The sequence below is a fragment of the Biformimicrobium ophioploci genome, assembly GCF_030270605.1.
GTDB lineage: Bacteria > Pseudomonadota > Gammaproteobacteria > Pseudomonadales > Cellvibrionaceae > Biformimicrobium > Biformimicrobium ophioploci.
On sequence record NZ_BSYJ01000005.1, the window covers coordinates 143727 to 170327 of the forward strand.

General features: G+C 58.1%; 22 protein-coding genes. 13 read left to right on the top strand and 9 right to left on the bottom strand.

Annotation, left to right across the window (positions count from 1 at the left end; all coding sequences use genetic code 11):
- The first annotated feature begins 50 nt into the window (after positions 1 to 50).
- Positions 51 to 773 (top strand): lipoprotein-releasing ABC transporter ATP-binding protein LolD, encoded by a 723-nt coding sequence (gene lolD, locus QSJ80_RS12480; protein WP_285764935.1) that lies wholly within the window; start codon positions 51 to 53, stop codon positions 771 to 773.
- Positions 766 to 2022 carry a lipoprotein-releasing ABC transporter permease subunit gene (locus QSJ80_RS12485; RefSeq protein WP_285764797.1) on the top strand — a complete coding sequence of 419 codons (1257 nt, stop codon included), beginning with the start codon at positions 766 to 768 and terminating at the stop codon, positions 2020 to 2022. Before lolD ends, QSJ80_RS12485 begins: the two co-directional genes overlap by 8 nt.
- Positions 2023 to 2067: 45 nt before the next feature.
- On the opposite strand, the gene QSJ80_RS12490 is transcribed toward QSJ80_RS12485, so the two are convergent.
- Positions 2068 to 2595: a DUF2062 domain-containing protein gene (locus QSJ80_RS12490; RefSeq protein ID WP_285764798.1), complete on the bottom strand. Its 528-nt coding sequence runs from the start codon at positions 2593 to 2595 to the stop codon at positions 2068 to 2070.
- A gap of 432 nt (positions 2596 to 3027) precedes the next feature.
- On the opposite strand from QSJ80_RS12490, the gene QSJ80_RS12495 reads away from it, so the two are divergent.
- The 6 genes from QSJ80_RS12495 (at position 3028) to QSJ80_RS12520 (ending at position 10280) form a co-directional block, all read left to right on the top strand.
- On the top strand, positions 3028 to 3705 hold the full coding sequence (locus QSJ80_RS12495; protein WP_285764799.1) for a GntR family transcriptional regulator: 678 nt from the start codon (positions 3028 to 3030) through the stop codon (positions 3703 to 3705).
- 5 nt (positions 3706 to 3710) lie between these two features.
- The gene (gene prpB / locus QSJ80_RS12500) at positions 3711 to 4598 is read left to right on the top strand and encodes a methylisocitrate lyase (protein ID WP_285764800.1); all 888 of its coding nucleotides are present in this window, start codon (positions 3711 to 3713) and stop codon (positions 4596 to 4598) included.
- Between the two features lie 48 nt (positions 4599 to 4646).
- Complete coding sequence (gene prpC, locus QSJ80_RS12505) at positions 4647 to 5771, top strand: bifunctional 2-methylcitrate synthase/citrate synthase (RefSeq protein ID WP_285764801.1); 1125 nt, start codon at positions 4647 to 4649, stop codon at positions 5769 to 5771.
- Positions 5772 to 5865: 94 nt separating this feature from the next.
- The gene (gene acnD, locus QSJ80_RS12510; protein WP_285764802.1) at positions 5866 to 8454 is read left to right on the top strand and encodes a Fe/S-dependent 2-methylisocitrate dehydratase AcnD; all 2589 of its coding nucleotides are present in this window, start codon (positions 5866 to 5868) and stop codon (positions 8452 to 8454) included.
- Positions 8455 to 8487: 33 nt separating this feature from the next.
- Entirely contained in the window at positions 8488 to 9666 is a 1179-nt protein-coding gene (prpF, locus tag QSJ80_RS12515) for a 2-methylaconitate cis-trans isomerase PrpF (RefSeq protein ID WP_285764803.1), read from the top strand.
- Positions 9667 to 9725: 59 nt separating this feature from the next.
- Complete coding sequence (locus tag QSJ80_RS12520; RefSeq protein WP_285764804.1) at positions 9726 to 10280, top strand: DsrE family protein; 555 nt, start codon at positions 9726 to 9728, stop codon at positions 10278 to 10280.
- Between the two features lie 13 nt (positions 10281 to 10293).
- Here the strand turns inward: QSJ80_RS12520 and QSJ80_RS12525 are convergent, their stop codons facing one another.
- From QSJ80_RS12525 to ppsR, 3 genes are all read right to left on the bottom strand, one after another.
- Positions 10294 to 10614: a hypothetical protein gene (locus tag QSJ80_RS12525; protein WP_285764805.1), complete on the bottom strand. Its 321-nt coding sequence runs from the start codon at positions 10612 to 10614 to the stop codon at positions 10294 to 10296.
- 129 nt (positions 10615 to 10743) lie between these two features.
- Positions 10744 to 12099 carry an aminodeoxychorismate synthase component I gene (gene pabB / locus QSJ80_RS12530; protein ID WP_285764806.1) on the bottom strand — a complete coding sequence of 452 codons (1356 nt, stop codon included), beginning with the start codon at positions 12097 to 12099 and terminating at the stop codon, positions 10744 to 10746.
- Between the two features lie 84 nt (positions 12100 to 12183).
- Positions 12184 to 13008: a posphoenolpyruvate synthetase regulatory kinase/phosphorylase PpsR gene (gene ppsR, locus QSJ80_RS12535; protein ID WP_285764807.1), complete on the bottom strand. Its 825-nt coding sequence runs from the start codon at positions 13006 to 13008 to the stop codon at positions 12184 to 12186.
- A gap of 203 nt (positions 13009 to 13211) precedes the next feature.
- Here ppsR and ppsA point away from each other — a divergent pair, with 203 nt between their 5' ends.
- The 3 genes from ppsA (at position 13212) to QSJ80_RS12550 (ending at position 17767) form a co-directional block, all read left to right on the top strand.
- Positions 13212 to 15581 carry a phosphoenolpyruvate synthase gene (gene ppsA, locus QSJ80_RS12540; protein ID WP_285764808.1) on the top strand — a complete coding sequence of 790 codons (2370 nt, stop codon included), beginning with the start codon at positions 13212 to 13214 and terminating at the stop codon, positions 15579 to 15581.
- Between the two features lie 224 nt (positions 15582 to 15805).
- The gene (asnS, locus tag QSJ80_RS12545; RefSeq protein WP_285764809.1) at positions 15806 to 17206 is read left to right on the top strand and encodes an asparagine--tRNA ligase; all 1401 of its coding nucleotides are present in this window, start codon (positions 15806 to 15808) and stop codon (positions 17204 to 17206) included.
- A gap of 126 nt (positions 17207 to 17332) precedes the next feature.
- Complete coding sequence (locus QSJ80_RS12550) at positions 17333 to 17767, top strand: potassium channel family protein (RefSeq protein ID WP_285764810.1); 435 nt, start codon at positions 17333 to 17335, stop codon at positions 17765 to 17767.
- A 97-nt stretch (positions 17768 to 17864) separates the two neighbouring features.
- Here the strand turns inward: QSJ80_RS12550 and QSJ80_RS12555 are convergent, their stop codons facing one another.
- The gene (locus QSJ80_RS12555) at positions 17865 to 19460 is read right to left on the bottom strand and encodes an isocitrate lyase (RefSeq protein ID WP_285764811.1); all 1596 of its coding nucleotides are present in this window, start codon (positions 19458 to 19460) and stop codon (positions 17865 to 17867) included.
- Positions 19461 to 19596: 136 nt separating this feature from the next.
- Between QSJ80_RS12555 and QSJ80_RS12560 the strand changes: the two genes are divergently transcribed.
- Both QSJ80_RS12560 and QSJ80_RS12565 read left to right on the top strand, forming a co-directional pair.
- Positions 19597 to 20532, top strand: coding sequence for a LysR family transcriptional regulator (locus tag QSJ80_RS12560; protein WP_285764812.1), 936 nt, complete (start codon positions 19597 to 19599; stop codon positions 20530 to 20532).
- A 163-nt stretch (positions 20533 to 20695) separates the two neighbouring features.
- A complete protein-coding gene (locus QSJ80_RS12565; protein WP_285764813.1) occupies positions 20696 to 22864 on the top strand; it encodes a malate synthase G in 2169 nt (722 codons plus the stop codon).
- A gap of 23 nt (positions 22865 to 22887) precedes the next feature.
- Here QSJ80_RS12565 and QSJ80_RS12570 read toward each other — a convergent pair whose 3' ends face one another.
- The 4 genes from QSJ80_RS12570 to hflD are packed head-to-tail and all read right to left on the bottom strand — an operon-like array spanning position 22888 to position 26589.
- Positions 22888 to 23310, bottom strand: coding sequence for a GNAT family N-acetyltransferase (locus tag QSJ80_RS12570; protein ID WP_285764814.1), 423 nt, complete (start codon positions 23308 to 23310; stop codon positions 22888 to 22890).
- A gap of 5 nt (positions 23311 to 23315) precedes the next feature.
- Positions 23316 to 24491 carry a cupin domain-containing protein gene (locus QSJ80_RS12575; RefSeq protein ID WP_285764815.1) on the bottom strand — a complete coding sequence of 392 codons (1176 nt, stop codon included), beginning with the start codon at positions 24489 to 24491 and terminating at the stop codon, positions 23316 to 23318.
- A 52-nt stretch (positions 24492 to 24543) separates the two neighbouring features.
- Positions 24544 to 25917 carry an adenylosuccinate lyase gene (purB, locus tag QSJ80_RS12580; protein ID WP_285764816.1) on the bottom strand — a complete coding sequence of 458 codons (1374 nt, stop codon included), beginning with the start codon at positions 25915 to 25917 and terminating at the stop codon, positions 24544 to 24546.
- Positions 25918 to 25956: 39 nt separating this feature from the next.
- The gene (gene hflD, locus QSJ80_RS12585; RefSeq protein WP_285764817.1) at positions 25957 to 26589 is read right to left on the bottom strand and encodes a high frequency lysogenization protein HflD; all 633 of its coding nucleotides are present in this window, start codon (positions 26587 to 26589) and stop codon (positions 25957 to 25959) included.
- Between the last annotated feature and the right edge of the window lie 12 nt (positions 26590 to 26601).

Sequence of the window (26601 nt, forward strand, 5' to 3'; positions counted from 1 at the left end):
ACAGTTTATTTGGACACGGGATTGGCAGTATGGAAGTGATCGGTGAGCGTATGCAGCAAAAAGCGTCTGCCCAAGGCGCCGGCAACCCCACGGCCGTCTTGCTCTGTGAAGACCTGCACAAGAGTTACTCGCAGGCAGGCAACCAATTGCCGGTTCTCAAAGGGGTTTCTTTCAGCGTCATGCCTGGCGAAAGGGTCGCGATTATTGGTGCGTCGGGCTCCGGCAAGTCAACCTTGCTGAACCTGCTAGGCGGGCTGGATACACCTACCTCTGGCAGTGTCAGTATCGCCGGGGAAAACCTCGATAACCTGGATGCCAATGCCCGGGGGCTATTGCGAAATTCGAGCCTTGGGTTCGTCTACCAGTTTCACCATCTGCTGGATGAGTTTACCGCGCTGGAGAATGTGGCCATGCCAATGTTGATTGGCAAGGCTGGCGTCGCTGAGGCGCGGGAACGGGCCGCCAGTATGCTGGAAGCCGTTGGTCTTGGTGCGCGGACCAGCCATAAACCGGCGCAGTTGTCCGGTGGTGAGCGGCAGCGTGTTGCCATCGCGCGTGCGCTGGTCAATTACCCGCAGTGCGTACTGATGGACGAGCCTACCGGCAACCTCGATCGCGCGACTGCAGAGGAAGTTCAGGCGCTGATGGCACAGCTAAACCGCGACATGGGCATCAGTTTTGTCATCGTCACGCACGACCAGCAGTTGGCGGCCTCCCTCGACCGATGCCTGGAGTTGCGCGATGGCGAGATCTACAAGGGCGCCGATGTTTAGGCCGCTTCCGGCCTACATAGGCCTGCGCTACGCGAGCGGTCGTCGCGGTGATGACAGTGGTGCGCTGGTGTCATTCATTTCCGGACTGTCGATGGTGGGGCTGATCCTCGGTGTGGCATTGATGATCGTGGTGATGTCCATCATGAATGGCTTTGACCGGGAACTGCGCGAGCGCATTCTCGGCATCATGCCCCATGCAACCATCTATAACCGCACCGACGACGTAGATTGGCCAGACCTGCGTCAAGTAATGCTGGCAAAATCCGCAATCACCGGTGCCGCAGAGGTCTGGCAAGTGAATGCGCTTGCGCGCAAGGGGCGCGAGGTCACGCCCCTGCTGGTGCAAGGCGTAAACCCCGAGACCATCACTACCGTTTCCAGTATTGCCGAGCACCTGCCGGGCGGAGCCCTCGCCGGACTCTCGGCCGATGGGGCCGAGGCACAGATCATCCTGGGTAAGGGGCTGGCAGATGCGTTGGGTATCAATGCGGGAGAGCGGCTGACCATCGTGGTGCCGGACACCAGTCGCACTGGCGGTCGCGCAGCGGCCCGCCTGGCGGGTTTTCGGGTACTGGAAGTATTCCACTCCGGAACCGCGCTCGACCAGAGCCTGGCCCTGGTCGCCTGGGGTGAGGCAAGGGCACTTGCCGGTGGGCAGGGTGGCGCCGGAATGCAGTTGCGGTTCGATGAAATGCTGCAGGCAAATCAGCTGTTGCGTGAAGCGTTGCGCGACTACAGCGGCACCGGCTTCTATGGTGCCGACTGGACCCGTACGCACGGCAACCTCTACCAGGCCATCCAGATGTCCCGCAACCTGGTCAGCTTGCTGGTGCTGCTGATTATCGGTATCGCTGCCTTCAACGTCGTTTCAACGCTGGTAATGGTGGTAATCGACAAGCAGGGCGATATTGCCATCTTGCGCACCATGGGTGTAACCACCTCCCAGATACTGAAAACTTTTGTCGTTCAGGGCGCGCTGGTTGGCGCTGTGGGTAGCGTGATCGGGGCAGTGCTGGGAGTCATCGCGTCTCTCGGGGTTACCGATCTGGTGGCGCTGGTAGAGCGCATGCTTTCGGTCAAGTTCCTGACCTCGGACGTCTATCCGGTGGACTATCTGCCCGCGGAGTTGCACTGGGCAGATGTGCTGCTGGTGACGGTAGCCGGGTTCCTGCTCAGTCTTGTCGCGACCATCTATCCCGCCACCAAGGCGAGCCGCGTGGAGCCCGCTGTCGCGCTGCGTCACGAGTGAATGTTTCTTGAAGGGACCTTCGAGCCTAATTCTAAGGGGCGAGCGCTACGCCTCTTTCAGGCGCCGCTGGGCCAGGCGGTGTTTCCAGCGCTTCAACACGTGCCAGCGCCAGAATGCGCGCATACCGAAGTATGCCGTAGTTGCTAATACCAACCCGCAGAGAATGGAGCCGAGTAGCAGGGGTGCCCAGATCTTTTGCAGTTCGGTGCTGATCCATTCCCATGACAGTTCAATGGTGAAATTGATCGGTGGTGTACCCAGTAGCCAGGCCCCGAATTTATACGTGGCGTAAAAGATTGCCGGTATGGTGACCGGGTTACTGATCCAGACCAGGATGACCGAAATGGGCAGGTTGCAGCGCAGCAACAGGGCGAGCAGCGCCGCCACCGGCATCTGGCCGGGGATGGGCAGGAACGCGACAAAAATGCCCACGGCGATGGCCATGGATACGGACTGCCGGTTGAGGTGGAACAGATTGGGCTCGTGGAGTATTTCGCCGAGAAACCCGAGCGCGTTGAGGCTGCGGATTTTTTCCGGTGAGGGCAGCCAGCGTTTGATCGTCCGTTTGGGCATCAGTAGCCGCCTGTGGTGGTATAGCTTATCGCGGGTGCGGTAGATTCCTCGCCACCCGACGTGGCAATATCCAAAGCGCGCCGCGCCCAGGATGTTGCCTGCCTGAATTCCATTCGCTTACCAACAATGGCCATCCGTAAATCTCGTAAACCCCACGCCCCGCGATTATAGGGAAGGGCGCTTAGGCAGTGTAGAACCCTTCGCTTCCGGTCCTTCCCTCAGCGTGGGATCCCGCGCCATTTCCGCGCGCGCATTATGCCTCGGCCAGTCTGCAAACTCTAGTTTTGAGTTCGGTCACAGGACCTTGGAAGGTCTATCGGTGCCTTAAAAGTGTCGACAATAGCGACCTTCGGCTACTTGACCTCCCCATTTTGTGGCTATATCGTTGCTGCCAAGAAAAACATTGTCGACAATGTCGCCCGGATTCAACTTATGTCGTCTGTATCCACTCCCGCTTACGCAAATGGCGGCCAAAGCCTCGCTGACCGGTTGTTCGAGTCCCTTCGCGGGGAGATCGTCGAGGGCAATATTGCAGCCGGCTCCAAAATCAGCGAGCCCGAGCTGGCGAAGCGCTTCCAGACCAGCCGGGGTTCCCTGCGCGAGGCGCTGATGCGACTGGAATCGCTGGGGTTACTGGAGCGCCGGGTCAACGTGGGTGCACGAGTGGTGGAGCTGGATGGTCGCGGACTGCTGGAGCTCTACGAGGTGCGCGAGGCCCTGGAGGGCATGGCGTGCAGGCTCGCCGCTGAAAATATGAACCAGGCCGAGATAGATGGCCTGCGCGCGGTGATGGAAGAGCATGAGCAGCAGTCAGAGCTGCAGGCCGGTACGGCCTACTTCCAGCCAGAGGGTGACTTCGACTTCCACTTCCGGATCGTACAGGGCTCGGGGAACCAGCTGCTGATCGATACGCTGTGCAACCGGCTCTATTACCGGGTGCGCATGTATCGCTACCAGCTTGGCATGGCCAGCCCGCGCGCCAAAAGGGCGTTCCGGGAACATATGCACATCATCGACGCCATCGAAGCCAGAGATGGCGAATTGGCAGAAATTCTTATGCGCCGCCACATTCGTGCGTCGCGCAACAATATTCAAGCAAAGATAGGGTAATACTTATGTCCACACTGGTTTCCCCCGGCGCGCGCTTTCGCCAGGCAATCGTCGATAACAAGCCTCTGCAGGTAGTGGGTACCGTCAATGCCTATTGCGCAATGATGGCTGAGCGAATCGGCCACAAGGCGATTTACCTCTCCGGCGCCGGTGTTGCCAACGCGTCCTACGGGATGCCGGATCTTGGCATGACCAGCCTTGAAAACGTCATCGAAGACGCTCGCCGCATCACCGCCGCCAGCGAACTTCCGCTGCTGGTCGATATCGATACCGGTTGGGGTGGTGCATTCAACATTGCACGCACTGTAAAGGAAATGGTGCGTGCGGGTGTTGCTGCGGTGCACATCGAAGATCAGGTCGCACAAAAGCGCTGTGGCCACCGCCCGAACAAGGAGATCGTGTCCAAGCAGGAAATGGTGGACCGGATCAAAGCTGCTGTGGATGCACGCACCGATGACAATTTCTTTGTGATGGCACGCACGGATTCCTTCGCGCAGGAGGGCCTGGAGGCTGCAATTGATCGTGCGCAGGCATGCATTGAAGCCGGCGCAGACGGTATCTTCGCGGAAGCCGTTACCCAGCTCGAACACTATCGCGCATTCAAGGGCGCCCTGAATGTACCGATCCTTGCCAATATCACCGAGTTCGGCAAGACCGAACTGTTTAACAAGGCAGAGCTGATGGAGTCCGGTGCGGACATCGTGCTTTACCCGCTGTCTGCGTTCCGTGCCATGAACAAGGCTGCGGAGAATGTCTACGGCTCAATCCTCGAGAATGGCGACCAGAAGGCGGTGGTGGACACCATGCAGACTCGTGCAGAGCTCTACGACTACCTGAACTACCACGCCTTCGAGGACAAACTCGACGCGCTGTTTGCAGTGAGCAAGAAGTAAGAATTTCAAACGTTAAAAACATAATGGTTAGGATGGGAGATTAAGGAAATGGCAGAGAAAAAACTGGGTGGTGCCGGCCTGCGTGGCCAGGTAGCGGGCAAGACCGCGCTTTCGACAGTGGGTGTATCCGGGTCCGGCCTCACTTACCGTGGCTATGATGTCAAGGATCTCGCGGAATGCTGCACGTTCGAAGAAGTGGCTTACCTGATTCTCAAGGGTGAGTTGCCGAACCAGGCGCAGCTTGACGAATACAAGGCTGCACTGAAAGGCATGCGCGGCTTGCCGCAGGCGCTGAAGGAAGTGCTTGAGCGTATCCCGGCCGATGCGCACCCGATGGATGTCATGCGCACCGGGTGCTCAATGTTGGGTAACCTTGAAGGCGAGGACGATTTCTCCCAGCAGGAGGCCAAGGCTGATCGCCTGCTAGCTGCCTTCCCGTCAATTATCTGCTACTGGTACCGATACAGCCATGATGGCGTGCGTATCGAGACAGAGACCGACGATGATTCCATGGGAGCGCACTTCCTCCACATGCTGCGTGGTGAAAAGCCAAATGCCCTGCATGAGCAGGTGATGAATGTTTCCCTGATCCTGTACGCGGAGCATGAGTTCAACGCCTCTACTTTTACTGCGCGTGTTTGCGCCTCCACGCTGTCCGACCTGTTCAGCTGCGTGACCGGTGCCATTGGCTCCCTGCGCGGACCGCTGCACGGCGGCGCCAACGAAGCGGCCATGGAGCTGATCGAACGCTTCAGTAATGCCGATGAAGCGGAAAAAGAACTGCTGGGCATGCTGGAGCGCAAGGAAAAGATCATGGGCTTCGGCCACGCGATCTACCGCGAATCCGACCCACGTAACGTGATCATCAAGGCGTGGTCAGAAAAGCTGGCCGCTGACGTGGGTGATACGGCTCTTTACCCGGTCTCCGTACGTTGTGAGGAAGTCATGTGGCGTGAGAAAAAGCTGTTCTGCAACGCAGACTTCTTCCACGCATCGGCTTACCACTTCATGGGGATTCCTACCAAGCTGTTTACCCCGATCTTTGTGATGTCACGCCTCACTGGCTGGGCCGCACACGTGTTCGAGCAGCGTGCAGACAATCGGATTATTCGCCCGAGTGCGGAATACACCGGCCCCGAGCCGCGTCATGTAACGCCGATCGAACAGCGTTGATTTCGGCCGCAATCCTTCGCGGCTGTCGATACAAAGGGGGGCGCCCGCCGGTGGGTGCCCATTCCTGTTTTCCAAATTCCAGCGATATCTATTCATGAATACCGAATACCGCAAGCCCTTGCCGGGCACCTCTCTCGATTTTTACGATACCCGTGCGGCGGTCGATGCGATTGCCCCCGGTGCATTTGAAAAGCTGCCCTACACCTCGAGGATCCTGGCGGAAAACCTCGTTCGCCGCTGCGAGCCGGAAAAGCTCACTGGCAGCCTCAGGCAGATTATTGAGCGCAAGCGAGAGATGGACTTCCCATGGTTTCCTGCGCGTGTCGTGTGTCATGACATCCTGGGCCAGACGGCCCTGGTGGACCTCGCCGGTTTGCGCGATGCAATTGCTGACAAGGGTGGCGACCCCGCCATGGTCAATCCCGTGGTGCCCACGCAGCTGATCGTGGACCACTCGCTTGCGGTGGAACACCCCGGTTTTGAAAAGGATGCGTTTGAGAAGAACCGGGCGGTAGAGGAGCGACGCAACGAAGATCGCTTCCACTTTATCAACTGGACCAAGACGGCGTTCAAGAACGTCGACGTGATCCCGCCGGGTAACGGCATCATGCACCAGATCAATCTGGAAAAAATGTCTCCGGTCGTGCAGGTGCGCGACGGTGTGGCCTTCCCGGATACCTGTGTCGGCACCGACAGCCACACGCCCATGGTGGATGCGCTGGGTGTAATCTCCGTTGGCGTTGGTGGGCTCGAGGCAGAGAGCGTGATGCTGGGCCGCGCGTCCTACATGCGCCTGCCAGACATCGTCGGTGTCGAGCTTACCGGCAAGCTGCAGCCGGGTATCACCGGTACGGACCTGGTACTTGCGCTGACGGAATTCCTGCGACGGGAGCGGGTCGTTGGCGCCTACCTCGAGTTCTTTGGTGAGGGTGCTGCCAACCTTTCCCTCGGCGACCGTGCGACCATTTCCAATATGACGCCTGAGTACGGCGCAACCGCGGCGATGTTCGCGATTGACCAGCAGACAATCGATTATCTGCGCCTGACCGGGCGCGAGGACGACCAGATCGCGCTGGTCGAGTGCTATGCAAAGGAAACTGGCCTGTGGGCAGAGTCGCTGGAACACGCAGAATACGAGCGGGTGCTCAAGTTTGACCTGGACAGCGTCGGCCGCAACCTCGCCGGCCCGTCCAACCCGCACGCGCTGCTGCCCGCCGCAGAACTGGCAAGCCGCGGCATCGCGCGTGACTATGAGCAACCGGAAGGCCTGATGCCCGACGGTGCTGTGATTATCGCGGCAATCACCAGCTGTACCAACACCAGCAATCCGCGCAACATGATTGCCGCCGGCCTGATTGCCCGCAATGCAAACCGCCTCGGACTTGCCCGTAAGCCGTGGGTAAAATCCTCCCTGGCTCCGGGATCTAAAACGGTCAAGACCTACCTGACGGAGGCCAACCTGTTGCCGGAACTCGAGCAACTGGGCTTCGGCGTGGTCGCGTTTGCCTGCACCACCTGTAACGGCATGAGTGGTGCGCTGGACCCGGTGATCCAGAAGGAAGTGGTAGAGCGCGACCTGTATGCAACTGCGGTCCTGTCCGGCAATCGCAACTTCGATGGCCGCATTCACCCGTTTGCAAAGCAGGCATTCCTCGCTTCACCGCCGCTGGTGGTGGCCTACGCTATTGCCGGCAGCATCCGTTTCGATATTGAAAAGGATGCACTGGGGTACGATGCCGATGGCAACCCGATCATGCTGAAGGACATCTGGCCGAGCGATGAGGAGATCGATGCGATCGTGAAGGCCAGCGTCAAACCAGAACAGTTCCGCGATGTCTATATCCCCATGTTCGAATTGAAGGACGAGAGCGAGCAGGGCAACCCGCTGTATGACTGGCGCCCGCAGAGCACCTATATTCGTCGTCCACCTTACTGGGAAGGTGCTCTTGCTGGCGAGCGCGCCCTGAAAGGCATGCGCCCATTGGCGGTGCTGGGTGACAATATCACCACTGACCACCTGTCACCCTCCAATGCGATTCTGGCCAGCAGTGCAGCCGGCGAATACCTCGCAAAGATGGGGCTGCCCGAAGAAGACTTCAACTCCTATGCGACCCACCGTGGCGACCACCTGACGGCACAGCGTGCCACTTTTGCCAATCCGAAACTCTTCAATGAAATGATTCGTGAGGATGGCGAGGTCAGGCAGGGGTCCCTCGCACGCGTCGAGCCGGAGGGCAAGGTTACGCGGATGTGGGAAGCGATTGAAACCTATATGGACCGCAAGCAGCCGCTGATCATCGTCGCCGGTGCCGATTACGGTCAGGGCTCGTCGCGGGACTGGGCTGCAAAGGGTGTTCGGCTGGCGGGCGTTGAAGCGATCGTCGCGGAAGGTTTCGAGCGCATTCATCGCACCAACCTGATTGGTATGGGTGTGCTGCCGCTCGAGTTCCTGCCCGGCACAACCCGCAAGACGCTTGGTATCGACGGCACCGAAACTTTCGATGTGCTGGGCGAGCGTACACCGGGTGCGTCCCTGACGCTGGTAATACAGCGCAGCAGCGGTGAGTCCGTGGAGGTCCCGGTCAAGTGCCGCCTGGACACCGCGGAAGAGGTTTCAATCTACGAGGCGGGTGGTGTATTGCAGCGCTTTGCCAAGGATTTCCTCGAGCAGGCGAATGCCTGACGCGCCCAACTGAGGAACAGGATAACTATACGTATGGCGTTTTCTCCACAGATCAAGATTCCCGCAACCTATATGCGCGGCGGGACCAGCAAGGGTGTGTTCTTCAGCCTGGAGCAATTGCCCCAGGCGCTGCAGGAGGCTGGCCCGGCGCGCGACGCAATGCTGCTGCGCGTAATCGGCAGTCCCGATCCCTATGGCAAGCAGACCGATGGCATGGGTGGGGCCACCTCAAGCACCAGCAAGACGGTGATCCTGTCCAGAAGTTCGAAGGATGATCACGAAGTGGACTACCTTTTCGGGCAGGTCGCGATCGACAGGCCATTTGTGGATTGGAGTGGTAACTGCGGTAACCTGACCGCTGCGGTGGGTGCTTTTGCGATCAGTAATGGCCTGGTCGATGCGGAGCGGATACCACAAGATGGCATCGCCGAAGTTCGTATCTGGCAGGCCAATATTGGCAAGACGATTATCGCGCATGTGCCGATGAGCAGCGGGCAGGTTCAGGAAACCGGTGATTTCGAGCTCGACGGGGTCACATTCCCGGCGGCGGAAGTGCGGATCGACTTCCTGGAACCGGCGGACGGTGAGGGTGATATGTTTCCTACCGGAAACCTGGTGGATACCCTGGCGGTCCCGGGTGTCGGGAGCCTGCAGGCGACCATGATCAATGCCGGTATACCGACCATCTTCCTGAATGCGGCGGAGATCGGTTACAGCGGGACCGAGCTGCAGGACGACATCAACGCGGATGCGAAGGCACTGGCGATGTTCGAAACCATCCGCGCGCATGGTGCCGTGCGTATGGGCTTGATCGGATCTGTGGAGCAGGCAGCTGCACGGCAGCATACGCCTAAAGTCGCATTTGTCGCCCCTGCTTCAGCTTACCAAGCTTCCAGTGGCAAGCAGGTAGAGGCTGCGGATATTGACCTCAATGTACGCGCACTCTCCATGGGCAAGCTGCACCATGCCATGATGGGTACAGCTGCCGTTGCGATCGGTACTGCAGCGGCAATTCCCGGTACACTGGTGAACCTGGCCGCGGGCGGTGGTGAACGCTCTGCAGTGAATTTCGGGCATCCTTCGGGGACCCTGCGTGTCGGCGCAGAAGCTGAACAGCAGGGGGATAAGTGGATTGCTAAAAAGGTTTCCATGAGTCGCAGCGCGCGCGTTCTGATGGAAGGTTGGGTACGCGTGCCGGGCGATACGTTCTAGACGAAGTCAAAAAGCAGTTTGCGGCAAGAATAAAGAAAAAACCAATGAAAAAAAGACCAATGAAAAGAAGAGACCGCAGTTATGGCAACCGCATTGCAATGGGGGCAGTCTCGATAGCGTTCATACAGCCTGCTTTTGCTTCCGAGTTCAGCACCGGGCCTGTCATCAAGGCTTACGGGCCTGTAGTTTCTGTCGAGCAGAGTCGTCCGCTGTCTGGTTCAGAAGAATTCAAGGTTGCCTTTGATGCGACGGACAGCGGCGGGCAGGAAAGTCCGAACCGGAAGTTCGTCAGCCTGGCGCGGTTTATCAATATGCAGGCGCTTGCCGGCGTACCGCCAGAGCAGATTGACCTGGCGCTGGTGGTGCATGGCAAGGCGGGCTTCGACCTGCTGAATACCAGGGCATACCAGGCAAAATACAGCGCGGAGAACCCGAATGCCGAATTGCTTGCCGAATTGCAGAAGCAGGGGGTGAGGGTAATCATCTGTGGCCAGTCCGCAGCTTACCAGGGAATTGCCGCGGGTGACCTGCTGCCGGGAGTGGAGGTGGCTGTGTCAGCGATGACCGCGCACGCCCTGCTTCAGCAGGCGGGGTATACCGTAAATCCGTTCTAATGGGGCGGGGGTTTCAGGCTGTGCTCGATGCTCTGTTTGCACCCGGCTGTGCGCCCTGTTGCAGGGGCGCCAGCACTTCCCTGGCAAACTTGAAGTACACGGTGTAAACATCGTGCCTACCATCTCTACCTTCAACGACGAAGAACGGGGCCTTGTCCACGCCCAGCTGGCGCGCCAGCTGCGTGCCCTCACTTGAGGTATCGCCTTCCTCTGCGATCAGTACACGGTCGATAAACTTCAATTGATCGTTGTCTTGCAGGCGTGCATGCACATCGCGGCACTTGCTGCAAAGGTTGCCGTCGCTCAGGCGTTTCTTAACCAGCGTGATACGCATAATTCTGCCGGGTCTTTTTCACGATTGCGGGCAATTTACCAAAGCGCCAGAAATCCTGGAAATACCAAAATGGGATAGCGTTATAACCATTTGCTACGCGAAAGTGGTAAATGCCGTGGCAGAGCCTGTTCAGCGGCTGGTTGAAAGGAAGCTTTCCAGGGTGGTCATAAGTTTGCGCACCTTGATGAGCGACTCCTGATACTCGGATTCCTCGTCTGAGTCTGCCACTATGCCGCCACCGCCCCAGCAATGCACCTGGCCGTCCGCGCAGGTCAATGTGCGTATGGCGATACTGGTATCACTGCGCCCACAGACACTTACATAACCGATGCTGCCACAGTAGACGCCGCGCGGCCCGGACTCGAGTTCGCGAATAATTTCCATTGCCCGGCGCTTGGGGGCACCGGTGATGGAACCACCGGGAAAACAGGCATCCAGAAGGTCGGTAGGGTACTGGTCCTCGCCCATGCGACCGGTAACGATGCTCACCAGGTGATGTACATTGGCGTAGCTCTCAACCCCAAACAGTTGCGGTACCTGGACACTGCCCTTGCGGCAGATCTTGCCGATGTCGTTGCGCAGCAGGTCAACAATCATCAGGTTCTCGGCGCGGTCCTTGATACTCGCCTGAAGGTCCGCGGCGAGCCGCGCATCCTCAATTGCAGACGCCCCGCGTGGCGCAGTCCCCTTGATCGGCCGGCTTTCCACCTGCTCGCCGTCCGTAAGGACGAATCGCTCGGGGGACACGCTCAGAATCTGCCCCGTGGGCAGGTCGATATAGGCTGAAAAGGGCGCTGGCGTGGCCTCCCGTAATGCCAGGTAGGCACTGAAGGGATTGCCGCTGAAGGCGGCCCGGAATTCCTGGGTAAGGTTTGCCTGATAAATGTCTCCAGCATGTATGTATTGCTGCAATTTCCGGAAGGCATGACCGTAGGCGCCGCGATCGAATACCGGCGCAAACTGGCTGCGCAGCTGGAAGCCCCCCAGGTGCATGCGGGGATCGGTTTGCCAGTCTATTGTCGCCACCCGTGCCTGGATATCGCTGACCTGAACTGGCGTCGCGGCCGGGTGAATGACCAGGTGGCTGCTGCGCAATTGATGGTCGACAATCACCGCCCACAGATACAGGCCGAAATAGGTTGTCGGCAGGGGGGTCGCGCGTGTGTCCGGCGAAAGGTGGTTCAATGGCGCGCCGGTTTCGTAGCCCGCAAAACCGATGATGCCACCGCTGAACGGGAGCTGCGGTGTCGCGTCCAGTGGCTGCAGCTCACATAGCAAGTCATCTACCGGGCTGAACGAGGCGGCCGCATCCGCATCCAGCGCGACCTGGTTGACCGGGTCTGCGGCAATGATATCGAAGCGCCCGCTCGGTGAACCGGGTTTGGCGCTGTCGAGCCAGACAGGGCAGGGCATATCGGAAAACGCATGGAATACAGGCGCACTGTTCTCATGATAAGGCAGGCTGAAAATTTTCAGTGACTTCATAAGTTCCCGCCCGGCTCAATGCAAATTGCGATAAAAACCGTATCTGGATGCGGATTCAAAGTTTTACCCAAGTGCACGGCGCGCTCAGCCAACACGGCGCTCAATCCCGGCCTGGGACATAAGCTGCGTCGCAAGCTCCTCAATGGAAAGGTGCGTTGCGTTCAGGAATGGAATGCTTGCACGGCGCATCATCGCCTCGACTTGCCTTACCTCGAATTCACACTGGTCTATAGAAGCATAGCGACTATTTGCGCGACGCTGTTGGCGGATTGCCATCAGGCGGTGTGGCTCGATGGTGAGTCCAAACAGCTTGTGGCGGTAAGGGCGCAGTATTTTCGGCAGGCTTATCTGGTCGAGGTCTTCCTCTGTGATCGGGTAGTTTGCGGCGCGCAAACCAAATTGCAACGCAAGATAGAGGCAGGTGGGTGTTTTTCCGGAGCGGGACACGCCGAGCAGAATGATATCCGCCTGGTCAAATTCCCGGGTGCGACGACCGTCATCGTTGTCCATTGCAAAGTGCACAGCGTCGATGCGGTCGTTGTAGCGCGCATCAAAGTCGATACCGTGTGAGGTGCCTACGACTTGCGACGGCCCTGAGCCAAATTCACGCGCGAGAGGATCCAGGTAACTGTCAAAAACATCAAGCATCATCGCCGGGCTGACGCGCAGTGCCGCGCGAATCTCCGGATCGACAATACTGCTGATCAGAATCGGACGGGTACCGCTGTCCCGGGCGGCGTTACTGATGCGTTCAACGGCGAGGTCTGCCTTTTCCCTGGTGTTGATATAGGGCAGGGTTACCTGTTCGACATGCTGATCGCGAAACTGGGCCAGCAGGCTGTGGCCGATTGCCTCCACTGTGAGGCCGGTTCCGTCTGAAATAAAAAAGGCCGTTCTTTTGGCTGTCAACGTCGTTTTCTCCCTTGAAGACCCGCGCAGTTTGGCGCTACTTTAGCGATGCGGCAAGTTTACGATAACTGATTGATTTTGTAACAAAATTACAAAACGTACGATTTTTTTGTAGTCGCTGCCGGGCGCTATCTTTTGCAAAACGTTACCGTATAATCGACCGCCGTAACCAACCAAAGAGTGTGGCAATAGGGGCAAATTACGTGACAGATTTTACCTTGGAATTCCAGCAGCTGGGGATGTCGGATGTCGATCGTGTCGGTGGCAAGAATGCCTCTCTGGGGGAAATGATCAGCTCACTCGCCGGTGCCGGTGTCCAGGTTCCCGGTGGCTTTGCCACTACTGCTTTCGCGTTCAACCAGTTTCTGGCCCAGGATGCGCTGGAAAGTCGAATCCATGAAAAGCTGGGTAAGCTCGATGTAGAAGACGTCGTGGCACTGGCCGCAGCAGGCAAGGAAATTCGCCAGTGGGTAATGGATACCCCTTTCCCGCCAGAGCTTGAGCAGCAGATTCGCGCCGGCTACGAAAAGCTCGGTGGGGGCATGACCCCGGTTGCGGTTCGCTCATCCGCGACGGCTGAAGACCTGCCAGATGCTTCATTTGCGGGTCAGCAGGAAACCTTCCTGAATATTCGTGGCATCGATGCGGTCATCAAGGCCGTCCATGAGGTCTTCGCTTCACTCTACAACGACCGCGCCATCGCCTACCGCGTACACCAGGGCTTCGAGCACGAGGGCGTGGCCCTTTCTGCCGGTATCCAGCACATGGTGCGCAGTGAAACCGGCGCATCGGGCGTGATGTTCACGCTCGATACGGAAAGCGGCTTCCGCGATGTGATTTTTGTCACTTCTTCCTATGGGCTCGGGGAAACGGTCGTCCAGGGCGCAGTAAACCCGGACGAGTTCTACGTGTACAAGCCGGCGCTGGAAGCCGGGCGTCCGGCTGTCCTGCGCCGCAATCGCGGCAGCAAGGCCATCAAGATGGTTTACGACCCGGAAGGCGTGGGCGCCCGTGCGGTCAAGACAGTCGAAGTGGATCCGGAGGAGCGACTCAACTTCTCTCTCACTGATGATGAACTTACCCGCCTCGCAGAGCAGGCCGTGTTGATTGAAAAGCACTATGGCCGGCCGATGGATATCGAATGGGGCAAGGATGGTGATACCGGCGAGATCTACATCCTGCAGGCACGCCCGGAAACGGTCCAGGCGCAGGAGCGCCGGGGCAGTATCGAGCGCTACCTGTTACGTGAGCGAGGTGAAATTCTGTGTGAAGGACGCAGCATCGGCCAGCGTATTGGCGCGGGCAAGGTGCGCGTGATGAACAGCATCGATGACATGGCGCTGATGCAGGGCGGCGAAGTGCTGGTAACGGACATGACCGACCCGGATTGGGAGCCAGTACTGAAGAAGGCAAGCGCCATCGTCACCAACCGTGGCGGTCGCACCTGTCATGCGGCAATCATTGCGCGGGAGCTTGGCATACCGGCAGTAGTAGGCTGTGGCGACGCGACGGATATACTCAAGAGCGGAATGCCAGTGACAGTTTCCTGTGCGGAAGGTGATACCGGTTTCGTGATGGCCGGCGAGCTTGAATTCGATCGTGAGGAGACCGAGGTGTCCTCCATGCCGGAACTGCCATTCAAGATCATGCTCAATGTCGGTAATCCTGATCGCGCATTCGCGTTCAGCGGCATACCAAACCAGGGGGTTGGCCTGGCGCGCCTGGAATTCATCCTTAACCGGATGATCGGTATTCATCCCAAGGCCTTGCTCGAGATCGACAAGCTCCCATCGGACCTGCAAAGCCGAATCCAGCAGCGTATCGGCGGCTATGCCAGTGGCGAGGATTTCATCGTGCAGAAGCTGGTGGAGGGCATCTCCACCCTGGGTGCCGCGTTCGCGCCCAACCGTGTCATCGTGCGGCTTTCTGATTTCAAGTCCAATGAATATGCACACCTGCTCGGTGGCCATCTTTATGAGCCGACCGAAGAGAACCCGATGCTCGGCTTTCGGGGCGCGTCCCGATACCGCTCCGAGGACTTCCGCGAGTGCTTCGCGCTGGAATGTCGTGCACTGAAGAAGGTGCGCGACGAAATGGGGCTTACCAATATCGAGATCATGGTGCCGTTTGTACGCACTCCGCAGGAAGCGGCAGAGGTGCTGGCGCTGCTGGAGGAGAATGGCCTCAAGCGTGGAGAGAATGGCCTGAAAGTGATCATGATGTGCGAGCTACCCTCCAATGCGCTGCTGGCAGATGAGTTCCTCGAGCACTTCGATGGCTTCTCGATCGGATCCAACGACCTCACCCAGCTCACCCTGGGGCTGGATCGTGATTCCGGCCTGGTGGCGGAGCTGTTTGATGAGCGCAATGCGGCAGTCAAGTCGCTGCTGTCCATGGCGATCCGCGCCTGCAAGAAGCAGGGCAAATATATTGGTATTTGCGGCCAGGGACCCTCCGACCACAAGGACTTCGCGCTGTGGCTGATGCAGGAGGGCATTGACAGCGTATCCCTGAACCCGGATACCGCCGTTGATACCTGGCTCTACCTGGCCCACGAAACCGCGGCGCAATAGCCGGCCGGGACGACACCGGAGCTGTGTGATCGGCCTCAATAGGCCTTGGCCGTTCATGTGCTACCGCGCGGAAGTCATCGAAGGCAGGCGTGGCTGATTGGTCAACGGCTGTTTTTAACTGCTACCTTGCTATAATCGCGCAGGTTTTTCGCCCTGCGCGGGCGCCTCGTCAATAAAAGATCCCGCGGCTTGATCAGTCGCGGGACCAGATAATCGAGCACACAATGCAAGTTTCATCGATTTCCAGCATTCTCAAAGGTACCCCGGAAAGCGGCCAGAAAGTCCGCGTCCAGGGGTGGATCCGCACCCGCCGCGACTCCAAGGCGGGCCTCTCTTTCCTCGCAGTCCACGACGGCAGCTGCTTCGACCCGATACAGGTGGTCGTGGAGTCGTCCATCGAGCACTACGAGTCCCAGGTGCTCAAGCTCACCACCGGCTGTTCTGTGGATATCGAGGGTGAACTGAAGCCTTCCGAAGGCAAGGGGCAATCAGTCGAGATCCTGGCTTCCCGCCTCGAGGTAGTGGGCTGGGTGGATGACCCGGAAACCTACCCGATGTCTCCCAAGCGCCATACCTTCGAATACCTGCGCGAGCATGCACACCTGCGCCCGCGCACGAATGTATCCGGGGCGGTAGCGCGGGTGCGCAACTGCCTGGCGCATGCCATTCACCGCTTTTTCTACGAGCGCGAGTTCCTTTATGTGCACACACCACTGATAACGGCATCCGACTGTGAAGGGGCGGGAGAGCTGTTCCGGGTTAGCACGCTGGATATGCAGAACCTGCCACGGAATGACAAAGGCGCAGTGGATTACAGCAAGGACTTCTTCGGCGAAGAGACATTCCTGACGGTATCCGGTCAGCTTAACGTCGAGTCCTACTGCCAGTCCATGAGCAGGGTTTACACCTTCGGCCCTACTTTCCGCGCCGAAAACTCCAACACCAGTCGCCACTTGGCCGAGTTCTGGATGGTCGAGCCGGAAATCGCATTCGCAGACCTGAGCGATTGCGCAGACCTGGCCGAAGAGATGCTCAAGTATGTGTTCAAGGCTGTGCTGGAAGAGCGCGCGGACGATATGGCGTTCTTCGCCCAGCGGGTCGACAAGGAGGCAATCAGCCGCCTGGAAAGTATCATCAACGCCAGTTTTGTGCGCGTGGATTACACCGATGCCATCAGGATCCTGGAAGAGTGCGGTGAGAAGTTTGAATTTCCTGTTTCCTGGGGAATCGATATGGCGTCGGAGCACGAACGCTACCTCGCAGAGAAGCACTTCAAGAAGCCAGTGATCGTGATGAACTACCCGAAGGACATCAAGGCGTTCTACATGCGCCAGAACGACGATGGCAAGACGGTCGCGGCGATGGATATTCTGGCGCCGGGCATCGGTGAGATTGTCGGTGGTTCACAGCGTGAGGAGCGCCTGGACAGGCTCGATCAGCGCATGGATGAAATGGATATCCCGAAGGAGCACCTGGACTGGTATCGTGACCTGCGCCGTTACGGCACCGTGCCGCACGGTGGTTTCGGGCTCGGCTTTGACCGCCTTGTTACCTATGTCACCGGCATGGCCAATATCCGCGATGTAATCCCGTTCCCGCGTACCCCGAAGAACGTCGCTTTCTGACGCGCGTAGGATGTTTACATAGACCCGGCCCCGCGCCGGGTTTTTTGTGCCTGTTCAATACGGGCTGGAAAATAGCGCCGGGCGAACCTTTAGTTAATAGGGAGCGGTAAAGGGCTTGATGGGGCGATGCTGGCGTATACGTTTGTTTTCCTACGCGAATTTCTACAGGCGATTCTGTATGTGGTTCCCATCCTTGTGATGCTTGGGTTGACCATTATTGCGCTCGGAGAGATAGTCGGGCGGATTGAGGGCTGGAATCGTTTCGACGCTGCCTACTGGGCCTTTATTACCGCGTTGACGGTCGGTTATGGCGATATCAGGCCGCTCAGGCGATCCTCCAAGGCACTCTCTATCGTTATCGCCATGGTAGGTTTTATGGTGACCGGGATATTTGTGGCGATCACGGTGGAGGCGACTGGCTCGGCGATCGAGAAACACCTGGGAAGTCATTTGACTGGCAGTGAGCGCCCAACTGAATCGCAGGGCCCTGTGCGGGAGCACAAAAAAGCCGCTCCGGAGAGCGGCACAAAAAACAGAACAACGAGCGTGAATCTCTCCTGAGACCCTGTTTGGCGGGATCCCTCCCGCCAGAATTTCCATATAACCGGACCTCATCCTGAGGCAAATTTCGTTTGAGTTAACTCAGCTCTCGTCAATCTCAACCGAACTGGTTCATGGTGTTGTCTTTACCGCCAGCCTTCAGCGCGGCCTCACCGGCAAAGTATTCCTTGTGATCGTCACCCATGTCGGAACCGGCCATGTTCTGGTGCTTCACACAGGCGATACCCTCACGGATTTCCTTGCGCTGGACATTTTTCACGTAGCCCAGCATGCCTTCAGCACCGAAGTATTCCTTCGCCAGGTTGTCGGTAGACAGCGCCGCAGTGTGGTAGGTGGGCAGGGTGATCAGATGGTGGAAGATGCCTGCTTCACGGGCCGCATCGGCCTGGAACGCCTGAATCTTCTCATCAGCCGCTACGGCCAGTTCAGAGGTGTCGTACTCGACGCTCATCAGGTTGGCGCGGTCATAGGCGGATACATCCTTGCCTGCTTCTGCCCAGGCATCGAACACCTGCTGGCGGAAGTTCAGCGTCCAGTTGAAGGACGGTGAATTGTTGTAGACGAGCTTCGCATCCGGAACGACCTGACGGATACGGTTTACCATGCCGGCGATCTGGCCAACGTGTGGCTTCTCGGTTTCAATCCACAAGAGGTCTGCGCCATTCTGCAGGGAGGTGATGCAGTCGAGTACAACGCGGTCCTCACCGGTGCCCTTGCGGAACTGGAACAGGTTGGAAGGCAGGCGCTTCGGGCGCAGCAGCTTGCCATTGCGGTTCAGGACCACGTCACCATTGTTCAGCTGGGACGCTTCCAGCTCTTCACAGTCGAGGAAGCTGTTGTACTGGTCGCCCAGGTCACCCGGCTCAGCGGTAACCGCGATCTGCTTGGTCAGGCCGGCACCGAGTGAGTCGGTACGGGCGACGATAACACCGTCTTCAACACCCAGCTCCAGGAACGCGTAGCGCACGGCGCGGATCTTGGCGAGGAAGTCCTCGTGGGGGACCGTTACCTTGCCGTCCTGGTGTCCGCACTGCTTCTCGTCGGAGACCTGGTTTTCGATCTGGATGGCACAGGCACCCGCCTCAATCATCTTCTTGGCGAGCAGGTAAGTTGCTTCCTCGTTACCAAAGCCGGCGTCGATATCGGCAATGATCGGCACCACGTGGGTCTGGAAGTTGTCAATTTTGGCCTGGATTTCATCCTGTTTGACGGTGTCGCCCGCTTCGCGTACAGCGTCGAGATCGCGGAACAGACCACCCATTTCGCGCGCGTCTGCCTGGCGCAGGAAGGTGTACAGCTCCTCGATCAGGCCCGGTACGGAAGTCTTTTCGTGCATGGACTGGTCGGGCAAGGGGCCGAACTCTGAGCGCAGTGCAGCGATCATCCATCCGGAGAGGTACAGGTAGCGGCGATCGGTGCTGTTGAAGTGCTTCTTGATGGAGATCATCTTCTGCTGGCCGATAAAGCCGTGCCAGCAGCCCAGGGACTGGGTGTACTGGCTGGTGTCCCTGTCATAGCGAGCCATGTCGTCGCGCATGATCTTCGCGGTATAGCGCGCGATGTCCAGTCCGGTCTGGAAGCGGTTCTGGGCCCTCATACGCGCAGCGTATTCAGGATTGATGGCGTTCCAGCTGTCGCCTTTGGATTTAATCAGGCCGTCCAGCGTGTCGATATCAGAGCGGTATGCTGACATGGCTAATCCCCTTTATGTCGATTATTGCGGTTTAAAAGCCCGTTAATTCGCCTTCGTGAAATAACGGTTTACAAGGATCCTATCCTTCGTGGCATAATTTGCCCAATTTATTGCCACGATTTTCAGTATTAGTCATATGAATATAGAGCGCGTCGACCTGAATCTGCTGGTGTACCTGGATGTGTTGCTGCGGGAGCGAAATGTCACTCGCGCGGCCAACTATCTTGGCCTTTCCCAGCCCGCCATGAGTAATGGGCTCAAGCGCCTGCGAGACCTGTTTGATGACCCGCTGTTGGTGCGCACACGGGAGGGCATGATGCCGACGGAGCGCGCGGCGGAATTGCAGCCGATGGTTCGGGAGGCGTTGTCTGCGGTGGATCGCGTGGTACAGCCCAACCGGCCATTCGAGCCCGAAAACGGCGCCAGGTTGTTCCGGATAATGGCGAGCGATTATGCGGAGTCAACCCTGATGCCTCCTCTGCTCAAGCGCCTGCGTACCGAAGCGCCGGGTATCAGTCTGGACATAATGACACCCAGTGATGTGAGCTTTATTGATGTAGAGCAGGGCAAGGTGGATATGGTGATAAACCGCTTTAACTCTATGCCACAAAGCTTTCATCAGGCCACGGTCTGGCGCGACAGCTTTTCCTGCGTATTGAATGCGGACAACCCGGTGCTGGAAGACTTCAATCTTGAAAATTATTTACATGGGCAGCACGTATGGGTCAGCAAGACCGGCATGGGCGTTGGCGTGGGCGTGAACCCCGGGGACGTGCAGCGCCTCGGCTGGGTGGATGAGGCGCTCGCGCGCCTCGGCAAGCGACGGGAGATTGCCGTGTTCACGCGGCACTACCAGGCAGCAATGCTGCTTGCGGAAACAGAGGATCTGATAGTAACCGTGCCCTCCAGAATGGCGCATCTGGCGGATAACAATCCTCGTCTGGTCGTGAAGGAACCGCCCATGGAGATACCGCCGCTGGAGCTGAAGATGGCCTGGAGTCCGCTGCTTCAGCAGAGCGCGGCGCATCGCTGGATGCGCCGGCTGATTCTTGAAGTGGGGCGTGCCTTGTAATTTTACTCCATGGATTTGATTTATACCCATAATCACCAATATTGATTCGCTAAATTATGGTGGTTCGTTTTAGACTCCAGCAGGTAACAGGTGGCGGCAGCTTCGCCATAGAGGACGGCCGCGCATCAAGACGCGGAATAAGTACAGCGGAGAGACATCAGGCATGACGGAACGTATCCGAATTGGCGGCTTGCAGGTCGCAGGGGTAATCCAGGAATTGCTGGAGCAGGAAATCCTGCCGGGGACGGGAATCGAATCCTCGGAGTTCTGGCGGGGTTTCGAGGGCATTCTGGAAGAACTTGGACCGCGCAATGCTGCGCTACTCGCCAAACGCGATGCGCTGCAGGAAAAGATCGATGCCTGGCACCGCGCCAATCCCGCCGTGGATGCGGAGGCCTATAAAGCTTTCCTTACAGAGATCGGCTACCTGGTCGAGGAGCCGGCCGCGTTTTTAATCGGTACCAACAATGTAGATGCCGAGATAGCCCGGCTGGCAGGGCCGCAACTGGTGGTGCCGGTGATGAATGCGCGTTACGCCCTGAACGCCGCAAATGCCCGCTGGGGTAGTTTGTATGACTCGCTGTATGGCACCGATGTGATTAGCGATGCCGGCGGTGCCGAAAAGGGCAGCGTTTACAACCCGGTACGTGGTGCCAGGGTTGTCGAATACGCGCGTGACTTCCTCGACCTGACGCTGCCGCTTGCCAGCGGCTCGCACAGTGATGCCGTTCGCTATGCGGTTTCAGGCGCCCATCTTGAGGTGGAGCTCGAGGGCGGTGAAAAGAGTGGCCTGCAAGACCCCTCCGCTTTCAAGGGTTATCGCGGTGACGCTGCTGCGCCAGAGAGTGTATTGCTTGCGCACAACAACTTGCACGTGGAAATCCAGATAGACCGGGAACACCCAATCGGCAAGACCGACAAGGCCGGGGTGAAGGATCTTCTGGTAGAGTCTGCGCTGACAACCATCATGGACTGCGAAGACTCCGTGGCGGCGGTTGACGCAGAAGACAAGGCGCTGGTCTACAAAAACTGGCTTGGCCTGATGAAAGGTGACCTCGCGGAGGAGGTCAGTAAAGGCGGCAAGACGTTCAGCCGTCAGCTGAATGCCGATCGCACTTATACGGCAGCCAACGGGGACTCCTTCTCCCTGCCTGGCCGCAGCCTGATGTTCGTCCGCAATGTCGGCCACCTGATGAAGAACGATGCGGTACTGGATGCTGACGGCAATGAGGTTCCTGAAGGCATGCTGGATGCGATGTTTACAGCAACTATTGCACTGCACGACCTCTACAAGAAGGAAGGCCCACGTAATTCCCGTACCGGCAGTGTCTATATCGTGAAACCGAAGATGCATGGCCCGGAGGAAGTGACGCTGACCAATGACCTCTTCGACCGCGTTGAAGATGCGATCGGTCTGCCGCGCAACACGCTGAAGGTCGGCATCATGGATGAAGAGCGCCGCACCACGGTCAACCTGAAAGCCTGTATTCATGCCGCCAAGGATCGGGTGGTGTTTATCAATACCGGTTTCCTCGATCGTACCGGAGATGAAATCCACACTTCGATGCGCGCGGGACCGATGGTGCCTAAGGCAGAGATGAAGCAGTGCCCGTGGCTCTCTGCATACGAGGACTGGAACGTGGACTGCGGCCTTGCCAGCGGGTTCAGTGGTCGGGCCCAGATTGGCAAGGGTATGTGGCCAATCCCCGACAACATGGCTGACATGATGGCGGCCAAGATTGGCCACCCGCAGGCGGGTGCGAATACTGCATGGGTACCGTCCCCGACAGCGGCAACGCTGCATGCGTTGCATTATCACAAGGTGGATGTGGCGAGCGTGCAGCAATCGCTTGCAGGCAGGCAGCCCGCTTCCCTTGACGACATCCTGACAATCCCGGTTGCAACCAGGCCCGAATGGTCAGAAGAGCAGATCACGCGGGAGCTGGAAAACAATGCCCAGGGCATCCTGGGGTATGTGGTGCGCTGGGTGGAGCATGGAGTCGGCTGTTCAAAGGTGCCGGACATCAACGATGTTGGTCTGATGGAAGATCGCGCAACACTGCGTATTTCGTCCCAGCATATCGCAAACTGGCTCGCGCACGGCATCTGCAGCGAGTCACAGGTGCGCGAAGTGATGGCGCGCATGGCAAAGGTTGTAGACGGACAGAATGCTGGCGACCCGAGCTATCGCCCGATGGCCGCGGACCTCGATGGCAGCATTGCGTATCAGGCCGCGTGTGAACTGGTGTTCAGGGGTTGTGAGCAGCCGAGTGGTTACACAGAGCCGGTGTTGCATGCACGTCGTCGTCAGTTTAAGGCGTTGAACGGCTGAGGCCGCTCAGGGTTGCGCGGGCTTTAGAGCTCGCGTGACATCGGCAGGTGGTCGATACCTGCCTCCACAAATCCGGGTCCATCTATTTGGAACCCGGATTTTTCGTAAAAGGCGGTGGCACCGCTCTGTGCATGGAGGTGTACCTGCCTGTGGCCATGTTCCCGCGCGAAGTCGCAGATGTGGTCGAGTATTCTGCGGCCAATGCCGCTGCCGCGGTATTGCGGTAGTACCGCCATGCGACCGATCTTGCCGGCGGGTGAGAGTCTGCCGGTTGCAATGGGGCGCTCGCCGTCATAGGCGATAAAATGCTGGCAACTCGGCTCCAGCGAATCCCATTCTATTGCCGGATCAATGGACTGCTCCTCGACGAACACTTTCTGGCGTACGGTGCGCAATGGTGCCTCATCGTCCGGCCAGGTTGCATCTTCAATACGGATATTTGCCACCACAGTTATTCTTCTTGGTATTCATCATCTATCGGAAAATGCAATGCGCCGTGATTCACCAGCTGGTCCACCAGGCCGTTGGCCTCCATCAGAAACGGCCATTTTTCCAGGGTATCACGGTCGATCAACTGGCCTGCGCAGAATACCTCACAGAAATCCACAGGGGCAGGGTAGCTGTCTCCGTCGACAAACAGGAAACCGGGCTCGCGCGTGAAAGCGCAGCGCGAACTGCTGTTCAATACCAGTGGATGCTCCGCGACCTGCTCACGCCAGTTTTCCGCCAGGCCCGCTTCCGCGGCGACGACTTCAGGATATTTTACTTCGGTCATCAGCTCGCCGAACCACCGCGAAATAAAGGCCGGGTTATCCATTTGCCGGATAATCAGGTTACGCACCTGCGAGACCGCATCCGGAAGGATCTCTCCCTGTGCCTGCTTCGGGTCTATGGCAGCATCGGTAAAGCGCGTGGAGTCCGGTATCTGCTGTGCAAGATCGCCACTCAGATCCTCGAGTAGCATCTTTGCGGATGGCGCGCGGAATCCCACAGAGATCGTCGTACAGGGACCAACAGCGGTACCCCAGTGGCTGACCTGTGGAGGCAGGTAGAGCATGTCACCCGGTTCCAGCGCCCAATCCTGCAGCGGCTCAAACTCGCGCAGGATGTTCAGCGGCGTACCCTCTACCCGGGGGCTGTCAGCATCCACCAGTCTGCCCACCTGCCAGCGTCGTTTACCCTCCGCCTGCAGCAGGAAAACATCGTAGAAATCGAAATGCGGCCCGACACTACCTTTATCGGAGGCGTAGCTGATCATGATGTCGTCGAGTCGCCAGGAGGGCAGGAAGCGGAAGGGCTCCAGAAGCTGCGCAATTTCCGGGACCCACTGATCCACCGCCTGAACGAGTAGCGTCCAGTGAGACTCCGGTGTCTGCAGGAATTCCTCTTCCGTAAAGGGGCCGTTTTTCAGTTGCCACGGGCCGTCTTCTCCATGCTCTAACACAAGCCTGGATTCGACAGCTTCTTCCATTGCAAGGCCGGCAAGTTCCTCCGGGGAGAGTGGTGACCGAAAACCCGGAAACGCATTGCGAACCAGTAATGGCTTCTTTTGCCAGTATTCACTCAGGAATTGCTCAACTGGAATGTCGCCAAGCATTGTGAGTGGCTGTAACGGGGTGGCGTTCATGCTGGTACTTCCATAAAAAAGGGCGGCAAATTTGCCGCCCCAGATTGCCGGATCAGAATTTCGAGGCCTGTTCGACCGCGTTGCCGATATAGCTGGACGGTGTCATCTCCCGCAAGCGCTGTTTGGCCTCTTCAGGGATTTCCAGGGTCTCGATGAAGTTGAGCATGGTTTCCTTTGTCATGCCGTGGCCGCGGGTCAGGGCCTTCAGCTTCTCGTAGGGCTCTTCTACATTGTAGCGGCGCATCACGGTCTGGATTGGCTCTGCAAGGACTTCCCAGGCATTGTCCAGGTCTTCCGCGAGGCGAGCCTCATTGAGTTCCAGCTTGCCCAGGCCTTTCATGGTGGCGGCATAGGCAATTGCCGAGTAGCCAACGCCCACGCCCATGTTGCGCAGTACGGTGGAGTCGGTCAGGTCCCGCTGCCAGCGGGAAACCGGCAGCTTCGCAGCCAGGTGCTGGAACACAGCATTGGCCAGGCCAAGGTTGCCCTCCGAGTTTTCGAAGTCGATCGGGTTTACCTTGTGCGGCATGGTGGAGGATCCGACCTCGCCAGCGACGGTTTTCTGCTTGAAATAGCCGAGCGAGATATAGCCCCATACATCACGATCGAAGTCGATCAGGATGGTGTTGAAGCGTGCCATGGCATCGAACAGTTCAGCGATGTAATCGTGCGGTTCAATCTGGGTAGTGTAGGGATTCCAGGTCAGGCCCAGGCCGGTGATAAAATCTTCCGCGTTCTGTTCCCAGTCTACGTCCGGGTAAGCCGACAGGTGTGCGTTGTAGTTGCCGACCGCGCCATTGATCTTGCCGAGGAGTTCAACTTTGTTGACCTGCTCGATCTGGCGGCGCATCCGCGCTGCTACATTGGCGAATTCCTTACCCACAGTGGTCGGGCTGGCGGTCTGGCCATGGGTGCGCGAGAGCATAGGTACGCTGGCAAATGTACGGCCCATCGCTGCAATGCTATCTGCGATTTCCTGCATGGCCGGCACTACGACCTGGTCGCGACCTTCGCGCAGCATCAGCGCGTGGGAGAGGTTGTTGATGTCTTCGGACGTGCAGGCAAAGTGTACGAACTCATTGATTGCGTTCAGGGATTCATCCGCAGAAATCTTTTCCTTGATGAAGTACTCGACCGCTTTTACATCATGGTTGGTGGTGCCTTCGATTTCCTTGATGCGCGCTGCATCCGTCTCATTGAAGTTGTCGACGATGCTATTGAGCAGGGCGTTTGAGGCATCGTTAAAGGGTGCCACTTCGCTGATCTGGGTGTGCGCCGCGAGCTTCTGCAGCCAGCGGATTTCCACGGTGACGCGGGCCCGGATCAATCCGTATTCACTGAAAATTCCCCGCAGCGGTGCCGTTTTGCTGCCATAACGGCCATCGATAGGGGAAACCGCTGTCAGCGCGGAAAGCTCGAAATTCATAATGACTCTCTCCAGAGTACCAGGTCAAAAAGTACGAAATTAAAGTGTGTGAAATTCTTCCAGCAGTCGGTCCGCTGCGGCAACCAGTTTCTTGCGCTTGAACACCAGATGCATTCGGGAGCCACCGGTCTGCCGCCAGAGCATGGCGGCGCGCACGCCGGAAAACAGCAGTGTTCGGATCTGGTTTGCGATCCTCTGCTGTTGCAGATAATTGAAATCCCCGAGCACCTGAATACGGAAACGGAAGGTGCTGAGCGTGTCGGTATAGATTCCAGCGAGGGCCGCAAACAGGTTGTCGTGGTTCGGGCCAAAGTGCTCCAGTTGGCTCTTTGCCTTGTCCAGGCGGCTGCCGACAATCTCCATCACTGCCTGGTTCTTGCCAAGCTGTCGTTGCAGGTAAAGGATGGAGAGTACGTAACGCAGGCTGTCAGTGAACTCCGGGTGCTGGCGCTTGGCCAGGAACTGCCTGAGGATCTTGAGGCCAAATTCGATATTTTCCGCACCCCCAAAAACATCCTCCACGGATTCGGGGTTCTGCTTGAACAGGCTTTCCACGCAGGTCGTGCATTCTGCCTCCGGTGCAGTACCTGTCTTGGCCAGACGCTCCACAAGCGCTGCCGCCTGGAAGACCCCTGCCAGGGCGATAATCTGGTTGCGCGGCGATGAGTTCAATGCTTGTTCCCG

Excerpts from the sequence above, each read along its gene's own strand:
- QSJ80_RS12550 (WP_285764810.1), top strand. The coding sequence starts at position 17,333 with ATGCTGGCGTATACGTTTGTTTTCCTACGCGAATTTCTACAGGCGATT.
- QSJ80_RS12525 (WP_285764805.1), bottom strand. The coding sequence starts at position 10,614 with ATGCGTATCACGCTGGTTAAGAAACGCCTGAGCGACGGCAACCTTTGC.
- QSJ80_RS12490 (WP_285764798.1), bottom strand. The coding sequence starts at position 2,595 with ATGCCCAAACGGACGATCAAACGCTGGCTGCCCTCACCGGAAAAAATC.
- acnD (WP_285764802.1), top strand. The coding sequence starts at position 5,866 with ATGAATACCGAATACCGCAAGCCCTTGCCGGGCACCTCTCTCGATTTT.
- QSJ80_RS12560 (WP_285764812.1), top strand. The coding sequence starts at position 19,597 with ATGAATATAGAGCGCGTCGACCTGAATCTGCTGGTGTACCTGGATGTG.
- QSJ80_RS12565 (WP_285764813.1), top strand. The coding sequence starts at position 20,696 with ATGACGGAACGTATCCGAATTGGCGGCTTGCAGGTCGCAGGGGTAATC.
- prpB (WP_285764800.1), top strand. The coding sequence starts at position 3,711 with ATGTCCACACTGGTTTCCCCCGGCGCGCGCTTTCGCCAGGCAATCGTC.
- QSJ80_RS12575 (WP_285764815.1), bottom strand. The coding sequence starts at position 24,491 with ATGAACGCCACCCCGTTACAGCCACTCACAATGCTTGGCGACATTCCA.
- QSJ80_RS12495 (WP_285764799.1), top strand. The coding sequence starts at position 3,028 with ATGTCGTCTGTATCCACTCCCGCTTACGCAAATGGCGGCCAAAGCCTC.
- QSJ80_RS12555 (WP_285764811.1), bottom strand. The coding sequence starts at position 19,460 with ATGTCAGCATACCGCTCTGATATCGACACGCTGGACGGCCTGATTAAA.
- lolD (WP_285764935.1), top strand. The coding sequence starts at position 51 with ATGCAGCAAAAAGCGTCTGCCCAAGGCGCCGGCAACCCCACGGCCGTC.
- QSJ80_RS12520 (WP_285764804.1), top strand. The coding sequence starts at position 9,726 with ATGAAAAGAAGAGACCGCAGTTATGGCAACCGCATTGCAATGGGGGCA.
- purB (WP_285764816.1), bottom strand. The coding sequence starts at position 25,917 with ATGAATTTCGAGCTTTCCGCGCTGACAGCGGTTTCCCCTATCGATGGC.
- QSJ80_RS12485 (WP_285764797.1), top strand. The coding sequence starts at position 766 with ATGTTTAGGCCGCTTCCGGCCTACATAGGCCTGCGCTACGCGAGCGGT.
- prpF (WP_285764803.1), top strand. The coding sequence starts at position 8,488 with ATGGCGTTTTCTCCACAGATCAAGATTCCCGCAACCTATATGCGCGGC.
- pabB (WP_285764806.1), bottom strand. The coding sequence starts at position 12,099 with ATGAAGTCACTGAAAATTTTCAGCCTGCCTTATCATGAGAACAGTGCG.
- prpC (WP_285764801.1), top strand. The coding sequence starts at position 4,647 with ATGGCAGAGAAAAAACTGGGTGGTGCCGGCCTGCGTGGCCAGGTAGCG.
- asnS (WP_285764809.1), top strand. The coding sequence starts at position 15,806 with ATGCAAGTTTCATCGATTTCCAGCATTCTCAAAGGTACCCCGGAAAGC.